Origin of the sequence: Azospirillum griseum, from assembly GCF_003966125.1 — a bacterium.
GTDB lineage: Bacteria > Pseudomonadota > Alphaproteobacteria > Azospirillales > Azospirillaceae > Azospirillum > Azospirillum griseum.
The window spans coordinates 147,357-171,366 of record NZ_RXMA01000003.1 but is presented as its reverse complement, the minus strand read 5'-3'; the positions used below and the strand labels follow the sequence as shown (position 1 = coordinate 171,366).

Here is a 24,010-nt window from a genome sequence, read left to right as displayed (position 1 = left end):
GGGCCGGTGATGGCGGGCAAGCGGTGGCGGGGCGTTTTCACCCCGTCGGACGCCACCCCGCCAGCGTTTCCAAAAGCGGGCGCAGCGCCCGTTGCAGCCGCTCCGCCCGGTCGGGGCGGTAGGCGAAGGGCGGGGCGTCCTCGTCCATATACCGGTCTTGCGCCAGCTCCATTTGCAGGGCGTGGACATTCTCCGCCGGTCGCCCGTACCAACGGGTGATGTGGCCGCCGACGAAGCGCCCGTCGGTGACGCAGGTCAGCCCCTCCGCCGCCGTCGCCCGCTCCATCGTCGCCACCACGGCGGCGATCAGATCGGGCGCGGCGCTGGTCCCGCGCGCGGTGCCCAGGTTGAGGTCGGGCAACCGCCCGTCGAACAGGCGCGGCACCCGGCTGCGGATCGAATGGGCGTCGTAGAGCAGGGCGAAGCCGTGGCGGGCCTTCACCCGCGCCAGCTCCGCCGCCAACGCGTCGTGATAGGGCCGCCAATAGGCATCGACCCGCTCGGCGATCTCCGCCGCATCCGGGGCCTGCCCGTCCCGATACAGCGGTTGGCCGTCGAACAGCGTGTCGGGGCACAGGCCGGTCGTCGCCTGACCGGGGTAGAGGCTGGCCCCGTCCGGCGGGCGGTTGAGATCGACGACGTAGCGGGAACAGCGCGCGCTGAGCAGCGTCGCCCCCGCATCCCGCGCGAAATCATAGAGCCGGGGGATGTGCCAATCGGTGTCCGACAGGGTCAGCGCCTGCGGGGTCAGCCGTTCGGCCAGCCCCGGCGACAGCGCCGTGCCGCAATGGGGCATGCTGATGACCAGCGGGCCATCGCCCGGCGCAAGGTCGAAAACCGGGTCCATCACGCCTCCAGCGACGCGGGCATCACGCCGTCCAGCGCGCCCCGGCGGACCAGCGCGCCGATGGCGGCCAGATCGGGGGCGAAGTAGCGGTCCACCTCGTAACGCGGCACCTCGGCCCGCACGGTGGCGATGGCGCGTTCCAGCGTGGCGGAGGTGGCGAGCGGGCGGTGGAACTCCAGCCCCTGAATCGCGGCCAAAAGCTCTATGCCGACGATGTCGGCGACGTTGCCCGCGATGTCGCCCAACCGCCGCGCCGCGAAGGTCGCCATGCTGACATGGTCCTCCTGGTTGGCGGAGGTCGGCAGGCTGTCCACGCTGGCCGGGTGGGCGTGCGTCTTGTTTTCCGAGGCGAGCGCTGCTGCCGTCACATGGGCGATCATGAAACCGGAATTCAGCCCCGGTTCGGCCACCAGGAAGGGCGGCAGGCCGCTGATGGTGGTGTCGATCAGCATGGCGATGCGGCGCTCCGACAGCGCGCCGATCTCCGACGCGGCGATGGCGAGCTGGTCGGCGGCCATCGCCACCGGCTCGGCGTGGAAATTGCCGCCGGACAGCACCTCGTCGGTGTCCACCAGCACCAGCGGGTTGTCGGTGACGCCGTTCGCCTCGATCACCAGGGTGCGGGCGGCCTGGCGCATCTGGTCGAGCACCGCGCCCATCACCTGCGGTTGGCAGCGCAGCGAATAGGGATCCTGCACGCGGTGGCAATCCGGCCCCTGGTGGCTGGCGTTCAGCGGGCTGCCGTCCAGCGCGGCCCGGAACAGGGCGGCGACGGCGATCTGGCCCGGCTGGCCGCGCAGGGCGCTGATGCGCGCGTCAAACGGGCGATGGCTGCCCTTGACCGCTTCGACCGACAACGCACCGGCGACCAACGCGGCGTTGAAGGCGCGTTCGATTTGGAACAGCCCGGCCAGCGCCAGCCCGGTGGACACCTGGGTCCCGTTGATCAGCGCCAGACCTTCCTTGGCCTTCAGATCGAACAGCGGCAGACCGGCGATGCGCAGCCCCTCTGCGGCGGTCAGGATCTGGCCGTTGACGCGGACATGGCCGATGCCCAGCAGCACGCCGCAGAGATGGGCCAGCGGGGCGAGGTCGCCCGACGCGCCGACCGACCCCTTGCCCGGAATGACCGGCAGCACATCGGCGGCGTGCAGCCGCAGCAGCGCGTCCACCAGTTCGGGGCGCACGCCCGACGCGCCGACGGCGAGGCTGACCGCCTTGATGACCAGGATCAGGCGGACCACGCCGTCGGCCAGCGGCTCGCCCACGCCGGTGGCGTGCGACAGGATCAGGTTGCGTTGCAGCGTCTCCAGATCCTCGGCGGCGATGTGGGTGTGCGCCAGCTTGCCAAAGCCGGTGTTGACGCCATAAACGGCCTCGGTCCCCCCGGCGATGCGGTCGATCAGGGCGCGCGAGCGGGCCATGCGCGGGTAGGCCGCCGGATCGAGCGTCAGCGCCGGGCGGCCCCAATAGATGGCCCGCAGCGTGTCGAGCGGCAGCGCGCCCGGAACCAGGGTGATGGTGGTGTCGGTGGTCGGCATGGTCGCGCTCATCCCAAAAGTCTCCCCAGCGTGTTTTTGAAGCGTTCCGCGATGTCGTCTTCGCGCGGGTGGCGGCGGTCGCGGACGACAACCCGCCCGCCGACGATCACGTCGCGCACCAACCCGGCGTTGCCGGCGAAAATCCAACTGTCGAGCCACGCGTCGCTCCGGCGGGCGGCGAGCAGCGGGTGATCGGTGTCCAGCACCACAAGGTCGGCGCGTTGACCGACGGCGATGCGCCCGGCGTCAAAGCCGGTGGCCTGCGCGCCCCCCGCCTGCGCGTCCTCCACCAGCCGCCGGGCGGTGGCGCGGCGCGGCCCGCCCGCCAGCACGGTGCGCCGCCCGCTGGTCAGGCGCGCGCCATACTCCAGCCAGCGCAGATCCTCCACCGGGCTGACCGAAATGTGGCTGTCGGAGCCGATGCCCCAACGCCCGCCCTGGGCCATGTAGGAGTCGGCGGGGAAGAAGCCGTCGCCGAGGTTGGCCTCCGTCGTCGGGCATAGCCCGGCCACCGCCCCGCTTTGGGCGACGCCGCGCGTTTCCGCCTCCGTCATGTGGGTGGCGTGGATCAGGCACCAACGCGCGTCGACCGGGGCGCGCTCCAGCAGCCATTCGACCGGGCGGCGTCCGCTGTGGGCCAACGAATCCTCCACCTCCTTGCGCTGTTCGGCGATGTGGATGTGGATCGGCCCGGCCGGGTGGGCGGCGACCATGTCGGCCAGCAGCCGCTCCGGCACGGCGCGCAGCGAATGGGGGGCGATGCCGAGTCGCACGTCGTCGTCGCGGCCATAGGCCCGGTGCAGCGCCCCGGTCAGGCGCACAAAGGCGTCGCCGTCGTGGATGAAGCGGCGCTGGCCGTGGGTGGGGGCGGTTCCGCCAAAGCCCGACGCGGCGTAGAGCACCGGCAGCAGCGTGATCGGCAGGCCGACGGCGCGGGCGGCGGCCACGGTGCGGTGGCTCATCTCCGCCGGATCGGCGAAGGGGCTGCCGTCGCGGTCGTGGTGCAGGTAATGGAACTCCGCCACCGCCGTGAAGCCCGCCTTCAGCGTCTCCACATACAATTGCGCCGCCACCGCCTCGAAATCCTCGGGATCCATGCGGTCGAGCGCGCGGTACATGACGTCGCGCCAACTCCAGAAGCTGTCCGTTCCCTCGCCCGACATTTCCCCCAGCCCGGCGATGGCGCGCTGGTGGGCGTGGGAATGCAGGTTGGCGATGCCCGCGACCACCGCGCCGTCGAACCGCTCCGCGTCCGGTGGGCACGCGGCGTTGGCGGTGATGGACGCGATGCGGCCCCGACCGTCCAGCGCGACGGCGACGTTGTCCGCCCAGCCCTGGGGCAACAGCGCGGCGGCAAAAAACAGGTTGCTCATGCAAGCGGCCTCGTTATTATAGACAACACTATACAAGCATAGACAACCCGATGCCAAGCGCCTTTTCCAACGGCGCGCGGCCCGGCCCCGCTGGAGGACAAACCGATGCCGACCGCCGCGCTGTGGGACTCCCTGTGGATCGACCTGTCGCTCGCCACCCTCCAAGACGGGGCGGCGGACGGCTATGGCGCGGTGGCCGACGCGGCGGTGGGGGTGAAGGACGGCACAATCGTGTTTGCCGGTCCGCGCCGCGACCTGCCGGGGCCTATGGAGTCTTTGGCCGCGCATGTCCATTCGGGCGGCGGCGGCTGGATGACGCCGGGGCTGATCGACGCCCACACTCACCTTGTTTACGGCGGCAACCGGGCGCGCGAGTTCGAGATGCGGCTCCAGGGCGCGAGCTATGAGGAGATCGCGCGGGCGGGCGGCGGCATCGTCTCCACCGTCGCCGCGACCCGCGCGGCGGACGAAGACGCCCTGCTGGCCGCCACCCTGCCGCGCCTGGACAGCCTGCTGGCCGAAGGGGTGACGACGGTCGAAATCAAATCCGGCTATGGCCTGGACACCGCCAGCGAGATGAAGATGCTGCGCGTCGCCCGGCGGTTGGCGACGCTGCGCCCGGTCGCGGTCCGCACCAGTTTTCTTGGCGCGCACGCGGTCCCGCCGGAATGGCGCGGCAACCCCGATGGCTACATCGATCTCGTCTGCGGCGAGACGCTGCCCGCCGTCGCCCAGGCCGGGTTGGCCGACGCGGTGGACGCCTTTTGCGAGGGCATCGGCTTTTCCATCGACCAGACCCGCCGGGTGTTCGAGGCGGCGCGGGCGCACGGCCTGCCGGTGAAGCTGCACGCCGAACAGCTCAGCAATCTGGGCGGGGCCAAGCTGGTGGCCGCGTTCGACGGCCTGTCCGCCGACCACATCGAGCATCTGGACGAGGAGGGCGTGGCCGCCATGGCGCGGGCCGGGACGGTGGCGGTGCTGCTGCCCGGCGCCTTCTACGCCCTGCGCGAAACCAAGCTGCCGCCGATAGATCTGTTGCGCCGGTATGGCGTGCCGATGGCGCTGTCCACCGACAACAACCCCGGCACCTCGCCGGTCTGCTCGCTGCTGCTGATGCTGTCGATGGGCTGCACCTTCTTCCGGCTGACCCCGGCGGAGGCGCTGGCCGGGGTGACGCGCCACGCCGCCCGCGCGCTGGGCCTGACCGACCGGGGCGTGATCGCGCCGGGGATGCGGGCCGATCTGGTGCTGTGGGGGATCGACCATCCGGCGGAATTGTCTTACGCCATCGGCCTCAACCCCTGCCGGGCGGTGGTGAACGCGGGCGTCGTCCGCGCGCCCCACGCCCTTCAATCGAGTGCCGCACCATGAGCGCCGTGTCCGCCGCGCAACCGCGCTACGCCCAGATCAAGGAAACCATCCGCCGCCGCATCCAGTCCGGCGACTGGCGCGAGGGGTTTCAGATTCCCTCCGAACACAAGCTGTTGGAGGAGTTTTCGGTCAGCCGGATGACGGTCCACCGTGCCCTGCGCGACCTGACCGACGAAGGGCTGCTGACCCGTGTGCAGGGGCTGGGGACCTTCGTCGCCGAACGCCCGACCAGCATGGATGTGGTGGAGCTGCGCAGCATCGCCGACGAGATCGCGGCGCGCGGCAACCGCCATTCCTGCGCGGTGGAAAGCCTGTCCGCCGTCACCGCCGACACCGGGTTGGCCCGCCGCTTCAACCGCCCGGTCGGCTCGGCGCTGTTCCACTCCATCGTCGTTCACCGCGAAAGCGACGTGCCGGTGCAATTGGAGGAGCGTTGGGTCAACCCGGAGGTGGCACCCGACTATCTCGACCAGGATTTCACCCGGCAAACCCCCGGTGCCTATCTGATGCGGCTGGAAGCCTCCCCGCAGGTCGAACATGTGATCGAGGCGGTGGCCCCCACCCCCGACATCGCCCGCCTGCTGGAGATCCCGGACTCCGAACCCTGCCTGCGCGTGACCCGCCGCACCTGGGTCAACGGTCAGGTCGTGACGGTGGCGATGCTGGTCCATCCCGGCAGCCGCTACCGCCTGGGTGCGCGGTTCCAAGCGCCGCCACCGTAAGCGTTTCTCTCAATCCCCGTTCTTCACCCCTCCCACCAGGAGCATGACCCATGTCGTCGTCCCGTCTCGACAACCAGCGCGTCATCCGCGCGCCGCACGGCACCGAGTTGAGCTGCAAAAGCTGGCTCGCCGAGGCGCCGTTGCGCATGCTGATGAACAACCTCGACCCCGACGTCGCCGAACGCCCGCAAGAGCTGGTCGTTTATGGCGGCATCGGCCGGGCGGCGCGCGACTGGGACAGCTACGACCGCATCGTCGCGGCGCTGCGCGACCTGAACGACGATGAAACGCTGCTGGTGCAGTCGGGCAAGCCGGTCGGCGTCTTCCGCACCCACGCCGACGCGCCGCGCGTGCTGATCGCCAACTCCAACCTCGTGCCGCGCTGGGCCAACTGGGAGCATTTCCAGGAGTTGGACCGCAAGGGTCTGGCGATGTACGGCCAGATGACCGCCGGGTCCTGGATCTACATCGGCAGCCAGGGCATCGTCCAAGGCACCTACGAAACCTTCGTCGAGGCCGGGCGTCAGCATTACAACGGCAGCCTGACGGGCAAATGGATCCTGACCGGCGGGTTGGGCGGCATGGGCGGGGCGCAGCCGCTGGCCGCGACCATGGCCGGGGCCTGCATGCTGGCGGTGGAATGCCGCCCCAGCAGCATCGAGATGCGCCTGCGCACCGGCTATCTCGACCGCCACACCGCCAGCCTGGACGAGGCGCTGGCCTGGATTCAGGAGGCCTGCGCGAAGGGCGAGGCGATTTCGGTCGGCCTGCTCGGCAACGCCGCCGACGTCTTCCCTGAACTGGCCCGCCGTGCCGCCGCCGATCCGTCGGTTCGCCCGCACATCGTGACCGACCAGACCTCCGCCCATGATCCGGTCAACGGCTATCTGCCGCAGGGCTGGACGCTGGAGCAATGGGACGCCGCGCGGGAAAGCGATCCGGCCTCCGTCGCCGCCGCCGCCCGCAAGTCGATGGCCGTCCATGTCGAAGCCATGCTGGCCTTCCACGCCATGGGCGTGCCGACGGTCGATTACGGCAACAACATCCGTCAGATGGCCAAGGAGGAGGGTGTTGAAAACGCCTTTGCCTTCCCCGGCTTCGTTCCCGCCTACATCCGTCCGCTGTTCTGCCGGGGCATCGGTCCCTTCCGTTGGGCCGCCCTGTCGGGCGATCCCGAGGACATCTACAAGACCGACGCCAAGGTGAAGGAGTTGATCCCCGACGACGCGCACCTGCACAACTGGTTGGACATGGCGCGCGAGCGCATCCACTTCCAGGGCCTGCCCGCGCGCATCTGCTGGGTCGGTCTGGGGCAGCGCCACCGTCTGGGGCTGGCCTTCAACGAGATGGTGAAGTCGGGTGAGTTGAAGGCCCCCATTGTCATCGGCCGCGACCATCTGGACAGCGGCTCCGTCGCCAGCCCGAACCGCGAGACCGAAGCGATGAAGGACGGGTCGGACGCCGTGTCCGACTGGCCGCTGCTGAACGCGCTGCTGAACACCGCCAGCGGGGCGACCTGGGTCAGCCTGCACCATGGCGGCGGCGTCGGCATGGGCTTCTCCCAGCATTCCGGCATGGTCGTGGTCTGCGACGGCAGCGACGAGGCCGCCCGCCGGGTGGGCCGCGTGCTGTGGAACGATCCGGGGACCGGCGTGATGCGCCACGCCGACGCGGGTTATGACATCGCCATCGCCTGCGCCAAGGAACAGGGCCTGAACCTGCCGTTCCTGAAATAAGCGGCTGAGGGGAGACGCGCCCTCACCCTCTGGGCGAGGGCGTTGACCTCTCTGTCCGCATTGATCCGGGGCCGCTTCAGGCCTGCTGCAGGCCATCGGCCTTTTGCGGCGGGTGTTTGCCGTGCCCGCCCTGACCGGCATCGATCGGGCGTCCGACGCGTCCCCGGTTGACCGGGCGACGGCGGTGTTCACCGCCATCAACCCGTTCGGCGGCGTCACTTCCGGCTCCGTCCACCGCAGGCGGATGCCGTCGCATTCGGGGTTGCCCTCCGGCACCGGGAGTTTGGTGGCTGGGCGCGACAACCGTCAGCCGTGAACGGAAGAATCTGGGCTGCCAGCCAAGCCTCGCCGATTCAGCCGTCACCGGTCCATCTTGGTGGACAGGATGATCGATGACATCGTCTTTTCCACCCCCGGCAACCGGCCGATGGCGTCCAGCGCGGTGTCCAGCGCGTCGTGGCTGTCGGCGCAGACGGTGGCGCACAGGTCGTGTTGGCCGCTGATGCTGTGCAGGCGGGTCAGCTCCGGCATCTTGCGCAGGGCGTGGACCACGCGGTCGGCCAGCTTGGCGTTCACCGTCATCATCACCAGCGCCGTCACCCCGCGCCGGGGGGCGCTGTCGCCCAGCCGCACCGTGTAACCGGCAATCGCCCCGCTGCGCTCCAACCGCGCCAAGCGGTCCTGCACCGTGGACCGCGACAGCCCCAACGCCCGCCCCAGCGCCGCCGTGCTGGTGCGCGCGTTCAGCGTCAACAGGTCGATCAACTGGCGGTCGAGGTCATCCATGGGCGGGACGGGCGGATCCGGTGAAAGCGGCGATGCCCCGCTTGATATCCGTCGGCGCGCCCAACGGCAAGGGCGGTGCCCGTTCTGTTCAGGGTGGTTTTGCGGAAAAGCCTGGATTGCCAACCGCGCAAGAAAGACAATAATCCTCACGGAAAGGCCAAAAATCCCAAACCAACCGCGCGGTCGGAGTCTCCGATGCCCCTGTTTCCACGTCCGCCGCAGCGCGCTCCCCACCCCGGCGCGCGCCTGATGGAACCGGTGAACAGGGGCGCGGAATCTGTTGCACGGTGTTTCAAACGTTCCATTCGCCCATCCCATCGGGCCACGGATGGGGTGGGCGATGGAACGGGCGACGGGGTTTCAGGCCGCGCGCAGGGCAGCGCAGGCGGTGACGAAGCGTTCGGCGCGGCTGGCGATCTCCGTCACCGGCAGGCCGGGGGTGAAGAGCGCGCCGCCCAGGCCGAACCCGGCGGCACCGGCCTGCCAATAGGGGGCCATGCTGTCGGGGGTGATGCCGCCGACCGGCAGCAGACGGGTGGTGCGGGGCAGCACCGCGCGCAGGGCCTTCACCACGTTGGGCGGGATCATCTCCGCCGGGAACAGCTTCAGCGCGTCGGCCCCGGCGGCGAGGGCGGCAAAGGCCTCCGTCGCGGTGCCGACGCCGGGGGTGCAGATCAGGCCGTGCGCCTTGGCCGCGCGGATCACCGTGGTGTCGGCGTGGGGCATCACCACCAGATCGGCCCCGATGGCGGCCAGCCGGTCCACCGCCTCCACCGTCAGCACGGTTCCGGCCCCGACCAGCGCGTCGGGCGGCAGCCGGCGGCGGATGGCGGCGATGCTGGCGAAGGGATCGGGGGAGTTCAGCGGCACCTCGATCAGGCGGAACCCGGCGTCGTACAGCGCCTGGGCCACCGGTTCGGCGTCGGTCGGGGTCAGGCCGCGCAGGATGGCGACCAGCGGCAGGGCGGAAAAGGCGGCGTCGAAGCGGGCGGTCAGGTCGGTCATGGCGGGTGGTCCTGCGGTCAGGCGGCGTCGGTGTGGGTGCTGGGTGCGATCAACCCGGCGGCGGCGGCGAATTGGAACAGCCCGCGCGGGGCGGTGTTGCCCAGTTGCGCGGTGACGGGGGTGCCGAAATGATCGAGCGCGCGGGCGTAGCGGCGGCACAGCCCGGCGTCGCCGATCAGCAGCAGCGGCGGGGCGCGGTCCGGCCAGACCCGACGCATCATCGCCAGGCTGGCGGTCAGCTCATGCCCGATCAGCAGGCCGGACAGGTAATGGCTGAGCGCCTCGGGTGGCAGCCGCCGGGTCAGGCCCAGCGTGCGGGTGGCGAACAGCTGGTGCGGCAGCGCGCCGGGTTCGCTGGTTCGCGCGGCGTCCAGCCCCATAGTGAAGGCGGCGGCGGTGAAGGCGGCGGCCTCGTCCTCCGCGCGGGCGGGCGGGGCGTCGGGGCCGGGCATCAGGCGGCCCAGCAGCGAATGGGTTTTCAGCACGGCGAACAGCTCGCCGGTCATGTGGGTGGCAAAGCCGGTGATGCGGCCGTCGGCGATCCGCACCCATTTGGAATGGGTCCCGGGCATGGCGACGCAGGCGTTGGCCGCCCAGTCCGGATTCTCGGCCAGCGCCCCGGCGATCTGCACCTCCTCCCCCCGCATCACGTCGGGCGCGCCGTCGGCGGGATCGTGCAGAACGCCGGGGGCGATCAGGATGCGGGTGCCGTCGGCGCTCTCCACCCAGGCCGCGCGGTCGGCCAGACTGCGGGCGTCGGCGGGGCAGGGGACATAGGGGGCCTCGACCCAGCCCTGCGCGCTGCCGACCATGCCGCCCGCCACCACCGGCAGGGCGCGACCGACCGACAGCCAATCGCCGCACAGCGCGGTGAAGGCGGCGTCGAACCCGGCCGGGCCGGGTTTGGGCAGATGCTGGATCCCGTGCGGGCTGGACCGTTCGGCCAGGATGCGCCCGGCCCCGTCCATCAGAAAGCCGCGCAAACTTGATGTGCCCCAATCCAGCGCGATCAGGGCCGGTCGGTCGTGGTCGTGATCCGTCATTCTGCGTTCCATCCCAATGCGCCGGAAATCGCGTCCGCCGTCGCGCGGACCTGCGGGCCGAGCGCCCGCATCCGCGCGTCCGGCATGTAGGGGGCGGCGCTGGCCACGCTGATGGCCGCCACCACCCCGCCGCCCGCGTCGCGCACCGGGGCGGCGACGCAGCGGATGCCCAATTCGTTTTCTTCCAGATCGAAGGCCCAGCCCCAGGCGGCGTAATCGGCCATGCGGGCGGCGAACTCCGGCCAGGGCGGCGGGCTGGGCCGGACCGGCCCAGCCGCGTCATCCGTGGCCTTGTCAGGACAGGCCTGCGTGTGCAGCCCGGCCCAGCGCGCCACCGGCAGCCCCAGCATCAGCGCCTTGCCGATCCCGGTGGAGGCCAACGGCATCCGCTGCCCGGTGCGCGAGCGCATCTCCAGCCCGCGCGTGCCCGCGATCTTGTCGAGGTAAAACACCTCGTCCCCCTCGGCGATGCCAAGATGGATGGTGTCGCCGGTCCGGGCGGCCAGCGCCTCCAGATGCGGGCGGGCGATGGCGACCAACGGGCGCTGTTCCAACGCCTTCTGGCCCAAATGGATCAGCTTCGACCCCAGGCGATAGCCCTTGTGCGGGATGTGGTGCAGATAGCCTTCGGCCACCAGGCTGGTCAGCATCCGGTGGGTGGTGCTGCGCGGCGTTCCCAGCTTCGCCGCGATCCCCTTCACGTCCGTGACCCCCGCCGCCACCCACTCCAGCAACGCCAACCCCCGCAGCAACGTCTGCGTTCCGGCGGGTTTGGCGTGGGCGTCGGTGTTGTCGGCGTCGTCATGGGGCATCGGGGCGGTCATGGGGGCGCGCGCGTCGTCCAGGAATGGCGCGATGCTAGGGCGAGGGGCGGTAATGTGTCAAATAGTAAACTCATGTCTCATATAGTGAGATATTGGGCGCTCTGGTCAGTTCTTGAGCGCGCCTTCCTCCTCCGCTTTCCGGGTCAGGCGTGCATAGAGGCTTTCCGCCGCCCCGCGCGCCTCCGGTTCGACGTTGGCGAGGCTTTCGGGGGAGCCAGCCACCGCCGCCTCAAGCGCCATCACCAGCGGCGCGGCCAAACGGTCGACGCCAAGCTCGCACAACAAACGCAACAGCCTCTCTCCCTGGCCAAGTTGCAAAGCGCCGCCGACCACAACGTCGATCATCGCTTCGCTGGCCCATAGGTCTGGCTCACTCTTTGAATTTGCAACAACTTTCTCCAATTGCTCTCGCGCAATTCCCCAATTTTCAGCGGCGATGGCCTCGCAAATTGGCAGGGACGCACGCAAATATTCCAGTGATTTCCATGCATTGAATTGCCATTCATTGGATGGGTCGATAATATACGAGCGGAAAAATGCACTTTCTGCTTCATTGATTTTATCAATGCTCCTTGAACTTTTGCACATTGCTGATGCAATTTCAGACCAAGAAAATGCTTTTGATGGATAAAGCGCAATTGATTTTTGGAGAAAACATTCGGCCTCTTTGTGTCGTTCGAGATGATTGGTTAACAGCGTTGCCAAACAAGTCCAGAGCCATTCCGTTGATGGACTCAGTTTAATTGCCTTGCGGAACGCTCCTTCAGCTGCTTCGTATCGTTGGAGATGGTAAACGGAGAGATGACCCAAGCACACCCATGGCAAAAAATCTGAGGGGTCAAGTTCAATGGCTTTGCGGAACGCCACGCCAGCCTTGTCAAAATGCCCGAGGTGGTTGGACAACAATTGGCCCAAGCGGGTCCACAGCAAGGAGGTTGAGGGGTTGTGTTCGATTGCTTTGCGGAATGCCGTTTCGGCTTCCTCATATCGACCGAAATGATCCGCCAGCAAATCTCCTAGATCCCTCCATGCCCAATGGTCTGAGGGGGCAAGATCTATGGCCTTTCGGAACGCCGCTTCAGCCGCGTCGTATTGGCCAAGATGATCATCAAGCACTCCAGCCAAGCGGCACCATAGAATGGCCCTTGATGGGTCAAGAGCAATGGCTTTGCAAAACGCCGCCTTGGCTTCTTTGAAATGCTTGTCGTGAATCAGCAAGTTGCCCCGCTCAAACCATGCTCGGGCGGATGGGCCGTGCAAGAACGCTTCTTTCACTGCGTCCGCCGCAGCGTCGATGAAGCCATCAAGTCGCAATGCCCAGGCCACAGCCGCCCAATTGTCCGTATTCAGTTCAGGCGCGCAATTACGGCCAAACGTGATCCAATCCTGGGCTTCGGTCGCCGATGAGGCCTTGATCAGTCGGCTGCCCAGCAGCCTCCAAGCGAGGCGATGCAGCCTCGCGGGCTGCGCTTGGGTGGTTTTCACCGTCGCGTCCACCTCCGCCACGGTCAGGTTGGGCAAACGCCAGAGATCGCGGCTGCGCAATTCATACAGCAGATCAATGTCCGCCGCCGAAAGTCCGGCCCGTTGCAACCGATCACGCTCATCGGCGAAGAGGGATTCCAAGCGCTTTTGCTCCGCCTCGGACGTGGCGGGATCGCACAGGCGGTTCGCGCGGTCGCAACGCTCTTGCACGTTCAGGCTCAGCGAGCCAAGCAGAAGCTTGGGATCCAGGGACCCAAGATGTTTTTTGTTCGCGCGCAGTTGGTCGGAGCATTTGGTCAGCGCTTCCAGATCGGGCGCGAAGTCGCCCGGCGCGGCGGGGGGCGAAAGGCCGTCGGGGTCGCAAAGCAGGCCGTCGGCGGCGCGGGCCTTCAACGCGCGACCGATGGCGGTCTGGTCGCCCTGCCATTCCGCCATGGCGAAATCGCGCAGGGCCGCCGCGCGCGGTCGGCTGGGCAGCCGGTTGTCGGTGGTCAACAGAGCGCCCAACTCCTCCTGATCGAACCAGGCCTCCAGGAATTCGGTCAGATACTGCACCCGTTGGCGCAGACGCCGCGAACTGCGCATTTGCAGCCAGATGCGGAAGAGCTGTTCGGCGACGATGTAGTGGGTTTTCTTGCCGGGAGTCTTTTCAACCACCCCTTCGTTGACCAGCAACTCCAACTGGGCCGAGACGGTGCGGGTTTCCAGCCCGGCTTCACGGGCGATGTCGGCGGCGGGGACGCGGCGGCGCAACTGGGCCATGGCGTGAACGATCACCTGCGCCTGTTCCGACAGATCCTCCATGCGCGCCTTGTAATAGGGTGTGGTGAGATCCAGCAGCCGTTCAAAATCGTCGATGGCTCTGCCCGTGGCCCCCTGGCGCAGCAGATCGAAGATGAGTCCCAGCGCGCGCGGGTTGCCGCCGGTCATTTCGTAGAGCGCCTTGATCCGACCGCGCCCCCCACGAACCCGCTGGTCCCAATCGCCCATGCCATGGTCGATGGCGAGATGGCGCAGGACGTCCTCCACCTCCTCCAGCGACAGCTTGGGCATGCGTTTGGTGGCGAAGAAGTCGTAGAACGCCTTGTCATAGCCCGAAAAAGGTTCGCTGACCCGCACCGAGCCGCCGATCATGATCGGCGCGTCGGCGGTGGACAGCGCTTCGCGCAAGGCCCAGTAGGTGGGCGACAGCGGGTCGTTGCGCTTGCGCCCCCGGGTGTCGAGGCGCTGCATGACCATGTCCAGATTGTCCACAAGCAAGACCGGGCGCCGCTGCAACTCCGCGCAGATCCGCAAGAGAAGGCGAAGGCCGACATCGTCGTGCAAATTGGTCGGCAAGCCGGGATTCCCCCGCTTGCGCGCGTCGATGGCGTCGGTCAACCGGTCGGCGTCGGCGTTTTGGCCGGTGCGTTCCAATTCGTCGAGCAGCGCGTCGCAGGCGGCCCACCAGAAATCAGACAAGCCCTTGATTTGGTAAAGTTCTTCCTGAAAAGACAGGGGAATGAGATGGTCGGTCAAATCCTCGTCGCGCCGAAGCGCCACGGCCAGCCGTTTCAGCAAAGTGGTCTTGCCGCTGCCGCGCGGACCGACCAGCAGAAAATGCTGGACGCTGCCATGGCGTGGCATCCGCTTCAACTCGTCGCGCAGAAACGTGAACAGCGCGCGCCGCGCGATGAAACCCGCCACCAAATCATCGTCGTTGATCCAGTTGGGATTGTAGAAGCGTTGCGTGGTCATCGTGGCGTCATCATCATGGGGAGCGGGCGGGAGGGATTCGGATTTTACAAGGTGTTGCGGCGGCTCCACCAGCGGCGCAACGGCTCCAGCCGGAAATGGCAACGACGCGTGCCGTCGGTTTCGCTGATGGCCCAATACCCATCGCGAATCAGCACGTCACGCAGGGCGATGAAGCGCTGCTTTTGCTGCTCCTCGCCAAGATCGGGAAGAAGCCGTTGCGCCTCGGCGAACAGCGCTGTCGTGCTGGCCCCGTCCGGCTTGCGGCAGGCGACGGTCAGCAGGGCGATGGCCAGATCGGCGACGCTCTGCTCATGCTGGATCCGAAGGCGCTCTTCCCAATGGTGGAAATCATTGTCCTCGCCGGGTTCGATCAGGCAGTTGATGGCGTCGTCGATGAGGGGGCCGACAGGCTGGCCCTCCCGCCACATGGCGCGGATGTTCTGGAACGCAAGCTGGAGGTAATAGGGTTGCGGCCAACCAATGGCGGCGACCAGACGCTTTCGGTCATCCAAGGAGACGGGCAGTTTGTAAGATTCCGCCAGACGCTCAAGGAAGGCCAGGGCTTCTTCGTCGCTGAAGGGATCCAACGCCCGCTGCCGCAGAGTGTTGATCGCGTCGGCCATGCCATGGGTCTGCACCAGCGTGTCCAGGCCGACGGATCCACTCATGAGCCAATGCAGCCCTTTTCCCCGCGTCGCGTCGCGGGCGTCGTTGCGGAACCAATCAAGGAAACGGCGGACCCGCTCCTTTCCCGTTTTGACGTCAAAACGCAGCAGATTGAACAGGAAGATCGGCAATTCGTCGATGTAGATCAACGTCTCGTTGGATTGGCGCGTCAGCAGGGCGAGCGCATCGGACGCGATGGCTTCCCACGCTTCCGGCTTGGCGGACAGGTCGAATCCGGCGTCGCCCGGCAAACGCACCCGATCAATCCGGTTGAGCAGGCCGCCAACCGCTTCCAGCGCTGCGCCAACCCGCGAACCGGCTTCGCTCTTGATCGCTTGGGCAAGCTTTTCGACGAAGGCCCGTTCATCGGTGCAACTCGCCACATTCGCCTCGATGGTGGACCAGCCATGCTGTCTCGCTTCGACCATCAACCTTCGGGACAAGGAGGTCTTGCCGATCCGTCGAGGCCCCAGCAACAAGATGTCGTGGTTGCCGAGGAGATCCCAGAAGGAGTGGATGGCCCCTTCACGACCGAAAAAGTCGTCGCCCTCCACGGGCGTGCCAGCGATGTTCTGCATGATTGGTCTTCCAAAGACGAAGCGCTTTAAAAAATAATCACAAAAAATACATATCGCAAAGAAAATTTTGCACAAACCGTATCTTGCTCAAACTCTGCCGTTGCGCCGAGAGGCTCTGCCGCCATCCCTCCTCCGCCAGTGCCCATTCTCTGACCACGCCCATTTCATGATCGTTTGAAAGTCTTTTCAGCCGGGCCGATCTGGTGGACAGTTCATGGAGGTGAAACACTGGAAGGGTCGCAGCGTTCCCGCCACCCGAACGACCCGGCAGGAGTCGGCCCATGCGTGAGACGATTCGTTTCTATCTGGGGGATGAGTTGCGGGAGATCCGCGACGTTGACCCAACCCTGACGCTGCTCGACTGGCTGCGCGGGGAGGAGCGGCGCACCGGCACCAAGGAGGGTTGTGCGGAGGGCGATTGCGGGGCCTGCACCGTGGTGGTGGGCCGTCTCGATCCAGCGGGCGCGCTCTGCTACGAGGCGGTGAACGCCTGCATCCGCTTCCTCGCCACGCTGGACGGCTGCCGGGTGCTGACGGTGGAGCATCTGAAGGGGCCGGACGGCGCGTTGCACCCGGTGCAGCGGGCGATGGTGGAGTGCCATGGTTCGCAATGCGGTTTCTGCACCCCCGGTTTCGTCATGTCGCTGTTCGCGCTCTATCTGAACGAGGCGCAGCCCGACGACGCGCGGATCAACGACGCGTTGGCCGGGAATCTGTGCCGCTGCACCGGCTACGCCCCCATCGTCCAGGCCGCCCACCGGATGTATGAGCTGGGTGAACCGGCGGGCGACCGGCTGGCGGATCGCGCGGCGACGGCGGCGCGGCTGGCGGCGCTGGCCGATGGGGCGTGCCTGTCGGTCGGGTCGGCGGGCCGCCGCTTCCTCGCCCCGGCCACGGCGGACCAGTTGGCCGATCTGTACGCCGCCAACCCCGACGCCACCCTGGTTGCCGGGGCCACCGACGTCGGGCTGTGGGTGACGAAGTTCCAGCGGGTGTTGGCGACCGTGCTCTACACCGGGCGGGTGGGGGAGTTGCGCCGCGTGATCGACCGTGGCGACGCGCTGGAGATCGGGGCGGGCGCGACCTACCGCGACGCCGCCGGTCCCATCGCCGCGCTGTACCCCGATTTCGGCGAGCTGATCCGCCGGATCGGGGCGGAGCAGGTGCGCAACGTCGGGACCATCGGCGGCAACATCGCCAACGGCTCCCCCATCGGCGACAGCCCCCCGGCCCTGATCGCGCTGGGGGCGGCGCTGCGGCTGCGCCAGGGGACGGTCTGGCGGACCATCCCGCTGGAGGATTTCTTCATCGCCTATGGCCAGCAGGATCGCCAGCCCGGCGAGTTCGTGGACGCCGTGCTGCTGCCCAAACCCAAACCGGGCGAGCGGTTCCGCGTTTACAAGATCGCCAAGCGCTTCGATCAGGACATTTCCGCCGTCTGCGGGGCGTTCCGTTTGAGGGTGGGCGACGATGGGCGGGTGGAGGATGTCCGCATCGCCTTTGGCGGCATGGCGGGAATCCCCAAACGCGCCCGCCACGCCGAAGCGGCCCTGATCGGCCAGCCCTGGACCGAGGTAAGCGTGCGGGCGGCGATGGCCGCGCTGGCGGGTGATTTCACCCCGCTGTCGGATTGGCGGGCCAGCGCCGCCTACCGCAGCGCCGTGGCCGCCAACCTGCTGATGAAGCTCTATGTCGAGACGACCGACCCCGACGCCGACACGCGTCTGGTCGGCGACCGGAGGCTTGCCCATGCCTGACGCCGTTGCTGACGCCGCCCCGGTTCCCACCATCGTCGGGGGTGTCCACAGCGCCCGCCCGCACGACAGCGCCCACAAGCATGTCAGCGGCGAGGCGGTCTATGTCGATGACATCGCCGAACCCGCCGGGATGCTGCACGTCGCCCTTGGCCTCAGCGCCAAGGCGCACGCGCGGGTGCTGGCGCTCGACCTGACGCGGGTGCGGGCGGCTCCGGGGGTGGTGGCGGTCGTCACCGCCGCCGACGTGCCCGGCGTCAACGACATCGGCTGCCTGGGCAAGGGCGACGAGCCGCTGTTCGCCAGCGATCGGGTGGAGCATGTCGGGCAGCCGCTGTTCGCCGTCGCCGCGACGAGCCGCGATCAAGCCCGGCGCGCGGCCAAGCTCGCCGACGTGACCTATGCGGAGCTGCCGCCGGTCCTGACCATCGCCGCCGCGCGCGACGGCGCGCGCGACCTTGTCACCGCGCCGATGACGCTGGCGGTGGGCGACAGCGCGGCGGCGCTGGCCACGGCCCCGCACCGCATTGATGGGCGGCTGGCCATCGGCGGGCAGGAGCATTTCTATCTGGAAAGCCAGATCGCCATGGCGGTCCCCGGCGAAGATGACGAGGTGCTGATCCACGTCTCCACCCAGCACCCGACGGAGGTGCAGCACATCGTTGCCCACATCCTGCGCGTTCCCAACGGCGCGGTGACGGTGGAGGTGCGGCGGATGGGCGGCGGCTTTGGCGGCAAGGAAACTCAGGCCAACCTGTTCGCCGCCTGCGCCGCCCTGATCGCCAAGAAGACCGGGCGGGCGGCCAAGCTGCGCCCCGACCGCGACGATGATTTCCAGATCACCGGCAAACGCCATGATTTCGAGATCGACTACCGCGTCGGCTTCACCGGCGAGGGGCGCATCACCGGGGTGGAGATGCTGTTCGCCGCGCGGGCGGGTTACGCCGCCGATCTGTCGGGGCCGGTGACGGACCGCGCGCTGTTCCACGCCGACAACGGCTATCACTACCCCGCCGCGCGGCTGGACTCGCTGCCGCTGAAGACGAACACGGTGTCGAACACCGCCTTTCGCGGCTTTGGCGGGCCGCAGGGCATGGTGGCGGCGGAACGGGTGATCGACGAGATCGCCTTTGCCCTGGGCGAAGACCCGCTGACCATCCGCAAGCGCAACCTCTACGGAACCACCGACCGCAACCTCACCCCCTATCACCAGACCATCACCGACAACATCCTGCCGGAGCTGATCGCCGATCTGGAGGCCGATTGCGGCTATTGGGAACGTCGGGCGGCGATCCGCGCCCACAACGCGGGCAGCCGGATCATGAAAAAGGGGCTGGCGCTGACCCCGGTGAAGTTCGGCATTTCCTTCACCGCCACCCATTACAACCAGGCGGGCGCGCTGGTCCATGTCTACACCGACGGCAGCGTCCAGGTGAATCATGGCGGGACCGAGATGGGGCAGGGGCTGTACACCAAGGTCGCGCAGATCGTCGCCGAGGAATTCCAGATCGACATCACCCACATCCGCCCCACCGCCACCACCACCGGCAAGGTCCCCAACACCTCGGCCACCGCCGCGTCGTCCGGCACCGATCTGAACGGCAAGGCCGCCCAGAACGCCGCCCGCGCGATCCGGGACCGGCTGACCGCCTTCATCGCCGAACGGTGGGGCGTCGATCCGGCGTCGGTCCGCTTTGCCGCCGGGCGGGTCACGGCGGGCGACCGGTCGATGAGCTTCCCCGATCTGGTGCGGGCGGCCTACATGGCGCGGGTGCAACTGTCGGCCACCGGCTTTTACAAGACGCCGAAGATCCATTGGGACCGCGCGGCGGGGCGGGGGACGCCCTTCTACTACTTCGCCTATGGCGCGGCGTGCAGCGAGGTGACGGTGGACACGCTGACCGGCGAATATGTGGTGGACCGGGTCGACATCCTGCACGATTGCGGCCATTCGCTGAACCCGGCCATCGACAAGGGGCAGGTGGAGGGCGGCTTTGTCCAGGGCATGGGCTGGCTGACGATGGAGGAATTGTGGTGGGACGCGCAGGGCCGCTTGCGCACCCACGCGCCCAGCACCTACAAGATCCCTGCCTGCGGCGACCGCCCGCGAAGCTTCAACGTCCGCCTGCTCGCCAACGCGCCCAACCGCGAGGACAGCATCCACCGGTCCAAGGCGGTGGGGGAACCGCCCTTCATGCTCGGCATGTCGGTGCTGCACGCCCTGTCCGACGCGGTGGCCAGCGTCGCCGATCATCGGTTTTGCCCGCAGCTCGACGCGCCCGCCACGCCGGAACGGGTGTTGACGACCATCGCCCGGCTGCGCGCCCGCGCCGCCGCCGCACCCTGAGGAATGTCGGGCGATGAGCGGCGGGCAATGAGCGTCAGACGATGACCGGGTTGGCGGAGACGCTGGCCGAGTGGCTGGCGCGCGGCGACGCGGTGGCGCTCGTCACCGTGGCCGACACGCGCGGCTCCACCCCGCGCGAGGCCGGGGCGGCGATGCTGGTGGCCCGCGACCGCACGCGCGGAACCGTCGGCGGCGGGCGGTTGGAATGGCTGGCGGTGGAGCGCGCCCGCGCCCTGCTGGACAGCGACCATAACGCCGACCGGCTGGAGGTCCCCTTGGGTCCGGCCATCGGCCAATGCTGCGGCGGCCATGTCACGCTGACGGTTGAGCGGGCCGACGCGCACACGCAGGACGCGTTGGCGGCGGGGGAGCGGCGGGCGGCGGACGCGCGCCCGGTGCTGCTGCTGTTCGGGGCCGGTCATGTCGGCAAGGCGCTGGCGGTGGCCCTGGCCCTCTTGCCCCTGCGGCTGCGCTGGATCGATTCCCGCGCCGGGGAGTTTCCCGACCGCCTGCCGCCGGGCGTGGAGGCGGTGGTCAGCGACCGCCCGCTCGACCATCTGGCGGCGGCCCCTGCCGGGGCGGGCTATCTGGTGTTGACCCACAGCCACGCGCTGGATTTCGACCTGACCGAAGCCGCGCTGCGCCGGGGCGACGCCGCTTACGTCGGGCTGATCGGATCGGCGACCAAGCGCAGCCGGTTCGAACGCTGGTACGCCGCGCGCGGGCGCGACGCCGCCACGCTGGCGGGCCTGACCTGCCCGATTGGCGCGGCCCTGACCGGGGACAAGCGCCCGGAGGTCATCGCCGCCCTGGTCGCGGCGGAAATCCTGGTCGCCTTCGCCGGCCACGCCGCAAAAACGACGTGAGCCGCCCCCCGCACCAACCCTTTGGGCGGTGCGGTGCGGGGAGCGGCTCATGCCTTCATTCAGTGCGATGGAGCGGGGTCGATCAGCCCAGATCGAACTTGATGCCCTGGGCCAGCGGCAGCGCGGAGGAGTAGTTCACCGTCGCGGTCTGGCGGCGCATGTAGGCCTTCCAGGCGTCGGAGCCGGACTCGCGCCCGCCGCCGGTTTCCTTCTCACCGCCGAACGCCCCGCCGATTTCCGCCCCGCTGGGGCCAATGTTGACGTTGGCGATCCCGCAATCCGACCCCGCCGCCGACAGGAAGCGTTCCGTTTCCCGCACGTCGGTGGAGAAGATGCAGGAGGACAGACCTTGCGGAACCGCGTTCTGCAAGGCGATGGCCTCGTCCAGCGTCTCATAGGTCAGGACGTAGAGGATCGGGGCGAAGGTCTCGTGGCGGACGACGTCGGTTTGGGCCGGCATCTCGACGATGGCCGGGGTGACGTAATAGCCGTTGGGGAAACGGTCGGTCAGGGTGCGTTCGCCCCCCGTCACCACGCCGCCCTCGGCCTTGGCCTTGGTCAGGGCGGTCTGCATGGCGGCGAAGGCGTCGGCGTCCACCAGCGGCCCCATCAGCACGCCGGATTCCAGCGGGCTGCCGATGGGAACGGTGGCGTAGGCCGCCTTCAGGCGCGGCAGCAGCGTCGGCGCAACGTCCTTGTGGACGATCAGGCGGCGCAGCGTGGTGCAGCGCTGGCCGCAGGTGCCGACGGCGGAAAACAGGATGGCGCGCAGGGCCATGTCCAGATCGGCCGACGGGGCGACGATCATGGCGTTGTTGCCGCCCAGTTCCAGGATGCTGCGGCCAAAGCGTTCGGCCACCACCTTGGCGACCTCGCGGCCCATGCGGGTGGAGCCGGTGGCCGAGACGACCGGCAGGCCGGGATGGGCGACCAGCGCCTCACCCACGGCGCGCCCACCCTGGACGACCTGATTCAGATGGGCCGGGGCGTCGCCGAAGCGGGCGACGGCGCGCTCGAAGATCACCTGACAGGCGGCGGCGGTCAGCGGGGTCTTTTCCGACGGCTTCCAGATCACCGGATCGCCGCAGACCAGCGCCAGCGCGGCGTTCCACGACCACACCGCGACCGGGAAGTTGAAGGCGGAGATGACCAGGCAGGGACCCGCCGGGTGCCAGGTTTCGCGCATGGCGTGGCCGGGGCGTTCCGACGCGATGGTCAGGCCGTAGAGCTGGCGCGACAGGCCGACGGCGAAGTCGCAGATGTCGATCATCTCCTGAACTTCGCCCAAGCCTTCCTGGTAGATCTTTCCGGCTTCCAGCGACACCAGACGGCCCAGATCCTCCTTGGCGGCGCGCAGTTCCTCGCCCAGCAGGCGGACCAGCTCACCCCGGCGCGGGGCGGGCACGACGCGCCACGCCTCGAACGCGCGGGCGGCGTTGGCGACGAGGTCCGGGACCAGCGCCGGATCGGTCTCCGCCACGGTGGCGAGGGTGGCACCATCCACCGGCGACCGCGCGGTCAGGCCGGTCTGGCTGGAGGAGGTGATGCCGAAACGGGAAAGGATGTCGCTGTGCTGCACCGGGGTGGTTCCTTCTGACAAAACTGTGCGCGTCGCGTGGACTGACATCAGCGCTGCGCGCCGGCGGCGCGGATTTCGGACAGGGTGCGGGTCGGCGTCAAGGCCTCCAGGTCGATCGTGACGTGCAGGATCGCGGGCAGGCCGGACGCGCGGGCGCGTTCAAAGGCCGGGGCGAACTCCTCCGTCCGTGTCACGCTCTCGCCATGGCCGCCATAGCTGCGGGCCAGCGCGGCGAAATCCGGGTTGCGCAGGACGGTCCCGGACACACGGCCCGGATACTCCCGCTCCTGGTGCATGCGGATGGTCCCGTACATGCCGTTGTCGATGACCAGCACGATGACGGCGGCCCCCTCCTGCACGGCGGTGCCGAACTCCAACCCCGTCATCTGGAAACAGCCGTCACCGGCAAAGCAAATCACGTCGCGCTCGGGAAATTCCAGCTTGGCCGCCAACGCGGCGGGCAGGCCATAGCCCATCGAGCCGCAGACCGGAGCGGCCTGGGTGTTGAATCGGCGGAAGCGGTGGAAGCGGTGGATCCAGGTGGCGTAATTGCCCGCCCCGTTGGTGAAGATGGCGTCGTCGGCCAGGGTCTGGTCCAGCCACACCATCACGGCCCCCATCTGCACGTCGCCGGGGATGCGGGCGGGCGGGGTGCTCCAGGCTTCGAAGGCGGCACGGGCGGTTTCCGCGCGGGCGGCCCAGGCGGGCTTCGGCGTCACGGCGAGGCCCGCCACGGCGTCGAGGAACCCGGCGGGGGTGGCGACCACGCCCAGCGTCGGGCGGACGACGCGCCCGATCTCCTCGGCCCCAGGATGGACATGGACCACCGCCTTGTCCGCATGGGGAATGCCGAGCAGCGTGTAGCTTTGCGACGGCACTTCGGAGAAGCGATCGCCCAGCAGAATCAGCAGATCGCTGTCGGCGACCAGCGCGGAGAGCTTCGGGTTGATGCCCAACCCGATGTCACCGGCGTAAAGCGGGTGGTTGTGATCGAACAGCATCTGGCGGCGGAAGGTGACGGCCACCGGCAGCGACAGCTTTTCGGCAAAGCCGCGCAGGGACGCCACCGATTCCTCGGTCCAGCGCGACCCGCCGACGACCAGCAGCGGGCGTTCGGCCTGGGCCAGCAGCTCGGCGAAGCGCGCGACCTGGGCCGGGGTGGGGGCGCTGTCCACCGGCTCGGCGCGCGGGGCGACGGCGACGTCGGCCAACTCGGTCAGCGTGTCTTCCGGCAGGGCCAGCACGACCGGGCCGGGGCGTCCGGCCATGGCGGTGTGAAAGGCGCGGGAGATCATTTCCGGCACGCGGTCGGCGCTGTCGATTTCGGCCACCCATTTGGCCATGCCGCCGAACAGGCGTCCGTAATCGACCTCCTGGAAGGCGTCGCGCCCGCGCATCCCGCGTTCGATCTGGCCGATCAGCACGACCAGCGGGGTTTCGTCCTGCTGGGCGACGTGGATGCCGGACGCCGCGTTGGTGGCCCCCGGCCCACGGGTGACGAGGCAGACGCCGGGGCGGCCGGTCAGCTTGGCGTGGGCCTCGGCGGCCATCGCCGCACCGCCCTCGTGGCGGCAGACCACCATGTCGATCGGGCTGTCGTGCAGCGCGTCCAGCACGGCGAGATAGCTCTCGCCCGGCACGCCAAACACCCGCCGCACGCCCTGCGCTTCCAGCGCTTCGACGATCAACTGCCCGCCGCTCTTCATTGCGTCCTCGTCCTGTCTGTCCCAATCCGCGACGCTGCCAACGT

The 24,010-nt window shown here is 68.6% G+C and carries 18 protein-coding genes; 7 read left to right on the top strand and 11 right to left on the bottom strand.

The window, feature by feature from the left end; genetic code table 11:
• Positions 1-37: 37 nt before the first annotated feature.
• The 3 genes from hutG to EJ903_RS05185 are packed head-to-tail and all read right to left on the bottom strand — an operon-like array spanning position 38 to position 3,761.
• Positions 38-847, bottom strand: coding sequence for an N-formylglutamate deformylase (gene hutG, locus EJ903_RS05195; RefSeq protein ID WP_126612800.1), 810 nt, complete (start codon positions 845-847; stop codon positions 38-40).
• A complete protein-coding gene (gene hutH, locus EJ903_RS05190) occupies positions 847-2,400 on the bottom strand; it encodes a histidine ammonia-lyase (protein ID WP_417281843.1) in 1,554 nt (517 codons plus the stop codon). Before hutH ends, hutG begins: the two co-directional genes overlap by 1 nt.
• The gene (locus EJ903_RS05185) at positions 2,397-3,761 is read right to left on the bottom strand and encodes a formimidoylglutamate deiminase (protein ID WP_126612799.1); all 1,365 of its coding nucleotides are present in this window, start codon (positions 3,759-3,761) and stop codon (positions 2,397-2,399) included. The genes hutH and EJ903_RS05185 overlap by 4 nt, the downstream gene beginning before the upstream one ends.
• 105 nt (positions 3,762-3,866) lie before the next feature.
• Between EJ903_RS05185 and hutI the strand changes: the two genes are divergently transcribed.
• The 4 genes from hutI to EJ903_RS05165 all read left to right on the top strand — a co-directional run bounded on the left by hutI (position 3,867) and on the right by EJ903_RS05165 (position 7,906).
• Entirely contained in the window at positions 3,867-5,132 is a 1,266-nt protein-coding gene (hutI, locus tag EJ903_RS05180) for an imidazolonepropionase (protein WP_126612797.1), read from the top strand.
• Entirely contained in the window at positions 5,129-5,854 is a 726-nt protein-coding gene (gene hutC / locus EJ903_RS05175; RefSeq protein WP_126612795.1) for a histidine utilization transcriptional repressor HutC, read from the top strand. The genes hutI and hutC overlap by 4 nt, the downstream gene beginning before the upstream one ends.
• A gap of 50 nt (positions 5,855-5,904) precedes the next feature.
• On the top strand, positions 5,905-7,590 hold the full coding sequence (gene hutU, locus EJ903_RS05170) for a urocanate hydratase (protein WP_126612793.1): 1,686 nt from the start codon (positions 5,905-5,907) through the stop codon (positions 7,588-7,590).
• Positions 7,591-7,711: 121 nt separating this feature from the next.
• Entirely contained in the window at positions 7,712-7,906 is a 195-nt protein-coding gene (locus EJ903_RS05165) for a hypothetical protein (RefSeq protein WP_126612791.1), read from the top strand.
• A gap of 44 nt (positions 7,907-7,950) precedes the next feature.
• On the opposite strand, the gene EJ903_RS05160 is transcribed toward EJ903_RS05165, so the two are convergent.
• From EJ903_RS05160 to EJ903_RS05135, 6 genes are all read right to left on the bottom strand, one after another.
• On the bottom strand, positions 7,951-8,376 hold the full coding sequence (locus EJ903_RS05160; RefSeq protein WP_126612789.1) for an Lrp/AsnC family transcriptional regulator: 426 nt from the start codon (positions 8,374-8,376) through the stop codon (positions 7,951-7,953).
• A 360-nt stretch (positions 8,377-8,736) separates the two neighbouring features.
• Positions 8,737-9,381, bottom strand: coding sequence for a 2-dehydro-3-deoxy-6-phosphogalactonate aldolase (locus EJ903_RS05155; protein ID WP_126612787.1), 645 nt, complete (start codon positions 9,379-9,381; stop codon positions 8,737-8,739).
• 17 nt (positions 9,382-9,398) lie between these two features.
• Entirely contained in the window at positions 9,399-10,424 is a 1,026-nt protein-coding gene (locus tag EJ903_RS05150) for a 2-dehydro-3-deoxygalactonokinase (protein ID WP_126612785.1), read from the bottom strand.
• A complete protein-coding gene (locus EJ903_RS05145; protein ID WP_246015203.1) occupies positions 10,421-11,236 on the bottom strand; it encodes an IclR family transcriptional regulator in 816 nt (271 codons plus the stop codon). Before EJ903_RS05145 ends, EJ903_RS05150 begins: the two co-directional genes overlap by 4 nt.
• Positions 11,237-11,353: 117 nt before the next feature.
• The gene (locus EJ903_RS05140; protein ID WP_126612782.1) at positions 11,354-14,470 is read right to left on the bottom strand and encodes a tetratricopeptide repeat protein; all 3,117 of its coding nucleotides are present in this window, start codon (positions 14,468-14,470) and stop codon (positions 11,354-11,356) included.
• Positions 14,471-14,514: 44 nt separating this feature from the next.
• A complete protein-coding gene (locus EJ903_RS05135; protein WP_126612780.1) occupies positions 14,515-15,714 on the bottom strand; it encodes an ATP-binding protein in 1,200 nt (399 codons plus the stop codon).
• A 281-nt stretch (positions 15,715-15,995) separates the two neighbouring features.
• Here EJ903_RS05135 and xdhA point away from each other — a divergent pair, with 281 nt between their 5' ends.
• From xdhA to xdhC, 3 genes are read left to right on the top strand one after another with little or no spacing between them, the layout of a single operon-like run.
• Complete coding sequence (gene xdhA / locus EJ903_RS05130; protein ID WP_126612778.1) at positions 15,996-17,471, top strand: xanthine dehydrogenase small subunit; 1,476 nt, start codon at positions 15,996-15,998, stop codon at positions 17,469-17,471.
• Positions 17,464-19,815: a xanthine dehydrogenase molybdopterin binding subunit gene (gene xdhB, locus EJ903_RS05125; protein WP_126612776.1), complete on the top strand. Its 2,352-nt coding sequence runs from the start codon at positions 17,464-17,466 to the stop codon at positions 19,813-19,815. The genes xdhA and xdhB overlap by 8 nt, the downstream gene beginning before the upstream one ends.
• Positions 19,816-19,856: 41 nt before the next feature.
• Complete coding sequence (gene xdhC, locus EJ903_RS05120) at positions 19,857-20,681, top strand: xanthine dehydrogenase accessory protein XdhC (RefSeq protein WP_126612774.1); 825 nt, start codon at positions 19,857-19,859, stop codon at positions 20,679-20,681.
• Positions 20,682-20,763: 82 nt separating this feature from the next.
• Here the strand turns inward: xdhC and amaB are convergent, their stop codons facing one another.
• Positions 20,764-22,260, bottom strand: a complete 1,497-nt coding sequence (amaB, locus tag EJ903_RS05115; protein WP_126612772.1) for an L-piperidine-6-carboxylate dehydrogenase — start codon at positions 22,258-22,260, stop codon at positions 20,764-20,766.
• Positions 22,261-22,307: 47 nt separating this feature from the next.
• Positions 22,308-23,966 (bottom strand): thiamine pyrophosphate-binding protein, encoded by a 1,659-nt coding sequence (locus tag EJ903_RS05110; protein WP_126612770.1) that lies wholly within the window; start codon positions 23,964-23,966, stop codon positions 22,308-22,310.
• Positions 23,967-24,010: the final 44 nt, after the last annotated feature.

Excerpts from the sequence above, each read along its gene's own strand:
- EJ903_RS05160 (WP_126612789.1), bottom strand. The coding sequence starts at position 8,376 with ATGGATGACCTCGACCGCCAGTTGATCGACCTGTTGACGCTGAACGCG.
- EJ903_RS05110 (WP_126612770.1), bottom strand. The coding sequence starts at position 23,966 with ATGAAGAGCGGCGGGCAGTTGATCGTCGAAGCGCTGGAAGCGCAGGGC.
- EJ903_RS05135 (WP_126612780.1), bottom strand. The coding sequence starts at position 15,714 with ATGCAGAACATCGCTGGCACGCCCGTGGAGGGCGACGACTTTTTCGGT.
- EJ903_RS05140 (WP_126612782.1), bottom strand. The coding sequence starts at position 14,470 with ATGACCACGCAACGCTTCTACAATCCCAACTGGATCAACGACGATGAT.
- xdhC (WP_126612774.1), top strand. The coding sequence starts at position 19,857 with ATGACCGGGTTGGCGGAGACGCTGGCCGAGTGGCTGGCGCGCGGCGAC.
- hutU (WP_126612793.1), top strand. The coding sequence starts at position 5,905 with ATGTCGTCGTCCCGTCTCGACAACCAGCGCGTCATCCGCGCGCCGCAC.
- EJ903_RS05155 (WP_126612787.1), bottom strand. The coding sequence starts at position 9,381 with ATGACCGACCTGACCGCCCGCTTCGACGCCGCCTTTTCCGCCCTGCCG.
- hutC (WP_126612795.1), top strand. The coding sequence starts at position 5,129 with ATGAGCGCCGTGTCCGCCGCGCAACCGCGCTACGCCCAGATCAAGGAA.
- xdhB (WP_126612776.1), top strand. The coding sequence starts at position 17,464 with ATGCCTGACGCCGTTGCTGACGCCGCCCCGGTTCCCACCATCGTCGGG.
- EJ903_RS05185 (WP_126612799.1), bottom strand. The coding sequence starts at position 3,761 with ATGAGCAACCTGTTTTTTGCCGCCGCGCTGTTGCCCCAGGGCTGGGCG.
- EJ903_RS05145 (WP_246015203.1), bottom strand. The coding sequence starts at position 11,236 with ATGCCCCATGACGACGCCGACAACACCGACGCCCACGCCAAACCCGCC.
- hutI (WP_126612797.1), top strand. The coding sequence starts at position 3,867 with ATGCCGACCGCCGCGCTGTGGGACTCCCTGTGGATCGACCTGTCGCTC.
- EJ903_RS05150 (WP_126612785.1), bottom strand. The coding sequence starts at position 10,424 with ATGACGGATCACGACCACGACCGACCGGCCCTGATCGCGCTGGATTGG.
- hutH (WP_417281843.1), bottom strand. The coding sequence starts at position 2,400 with ATGAGCGCGACCATGCCGACCACCGACACCACCATCACCCTGGTTCCG.
- hutG (WP_126612800.1), bottom strand. The coding sequence starts at position 847 with ATGGACCCGGTTTTCGACCTTGCGCCGGGCGATGGCCCGCTGGTCATC.
- xdhA (WP_126612778.1), top strand. The coding sequence starts at position 15,996 with ATGCGTGAGACGATTCGTTTCTATCTGGGGGATGAGTTGCGGGAGATC.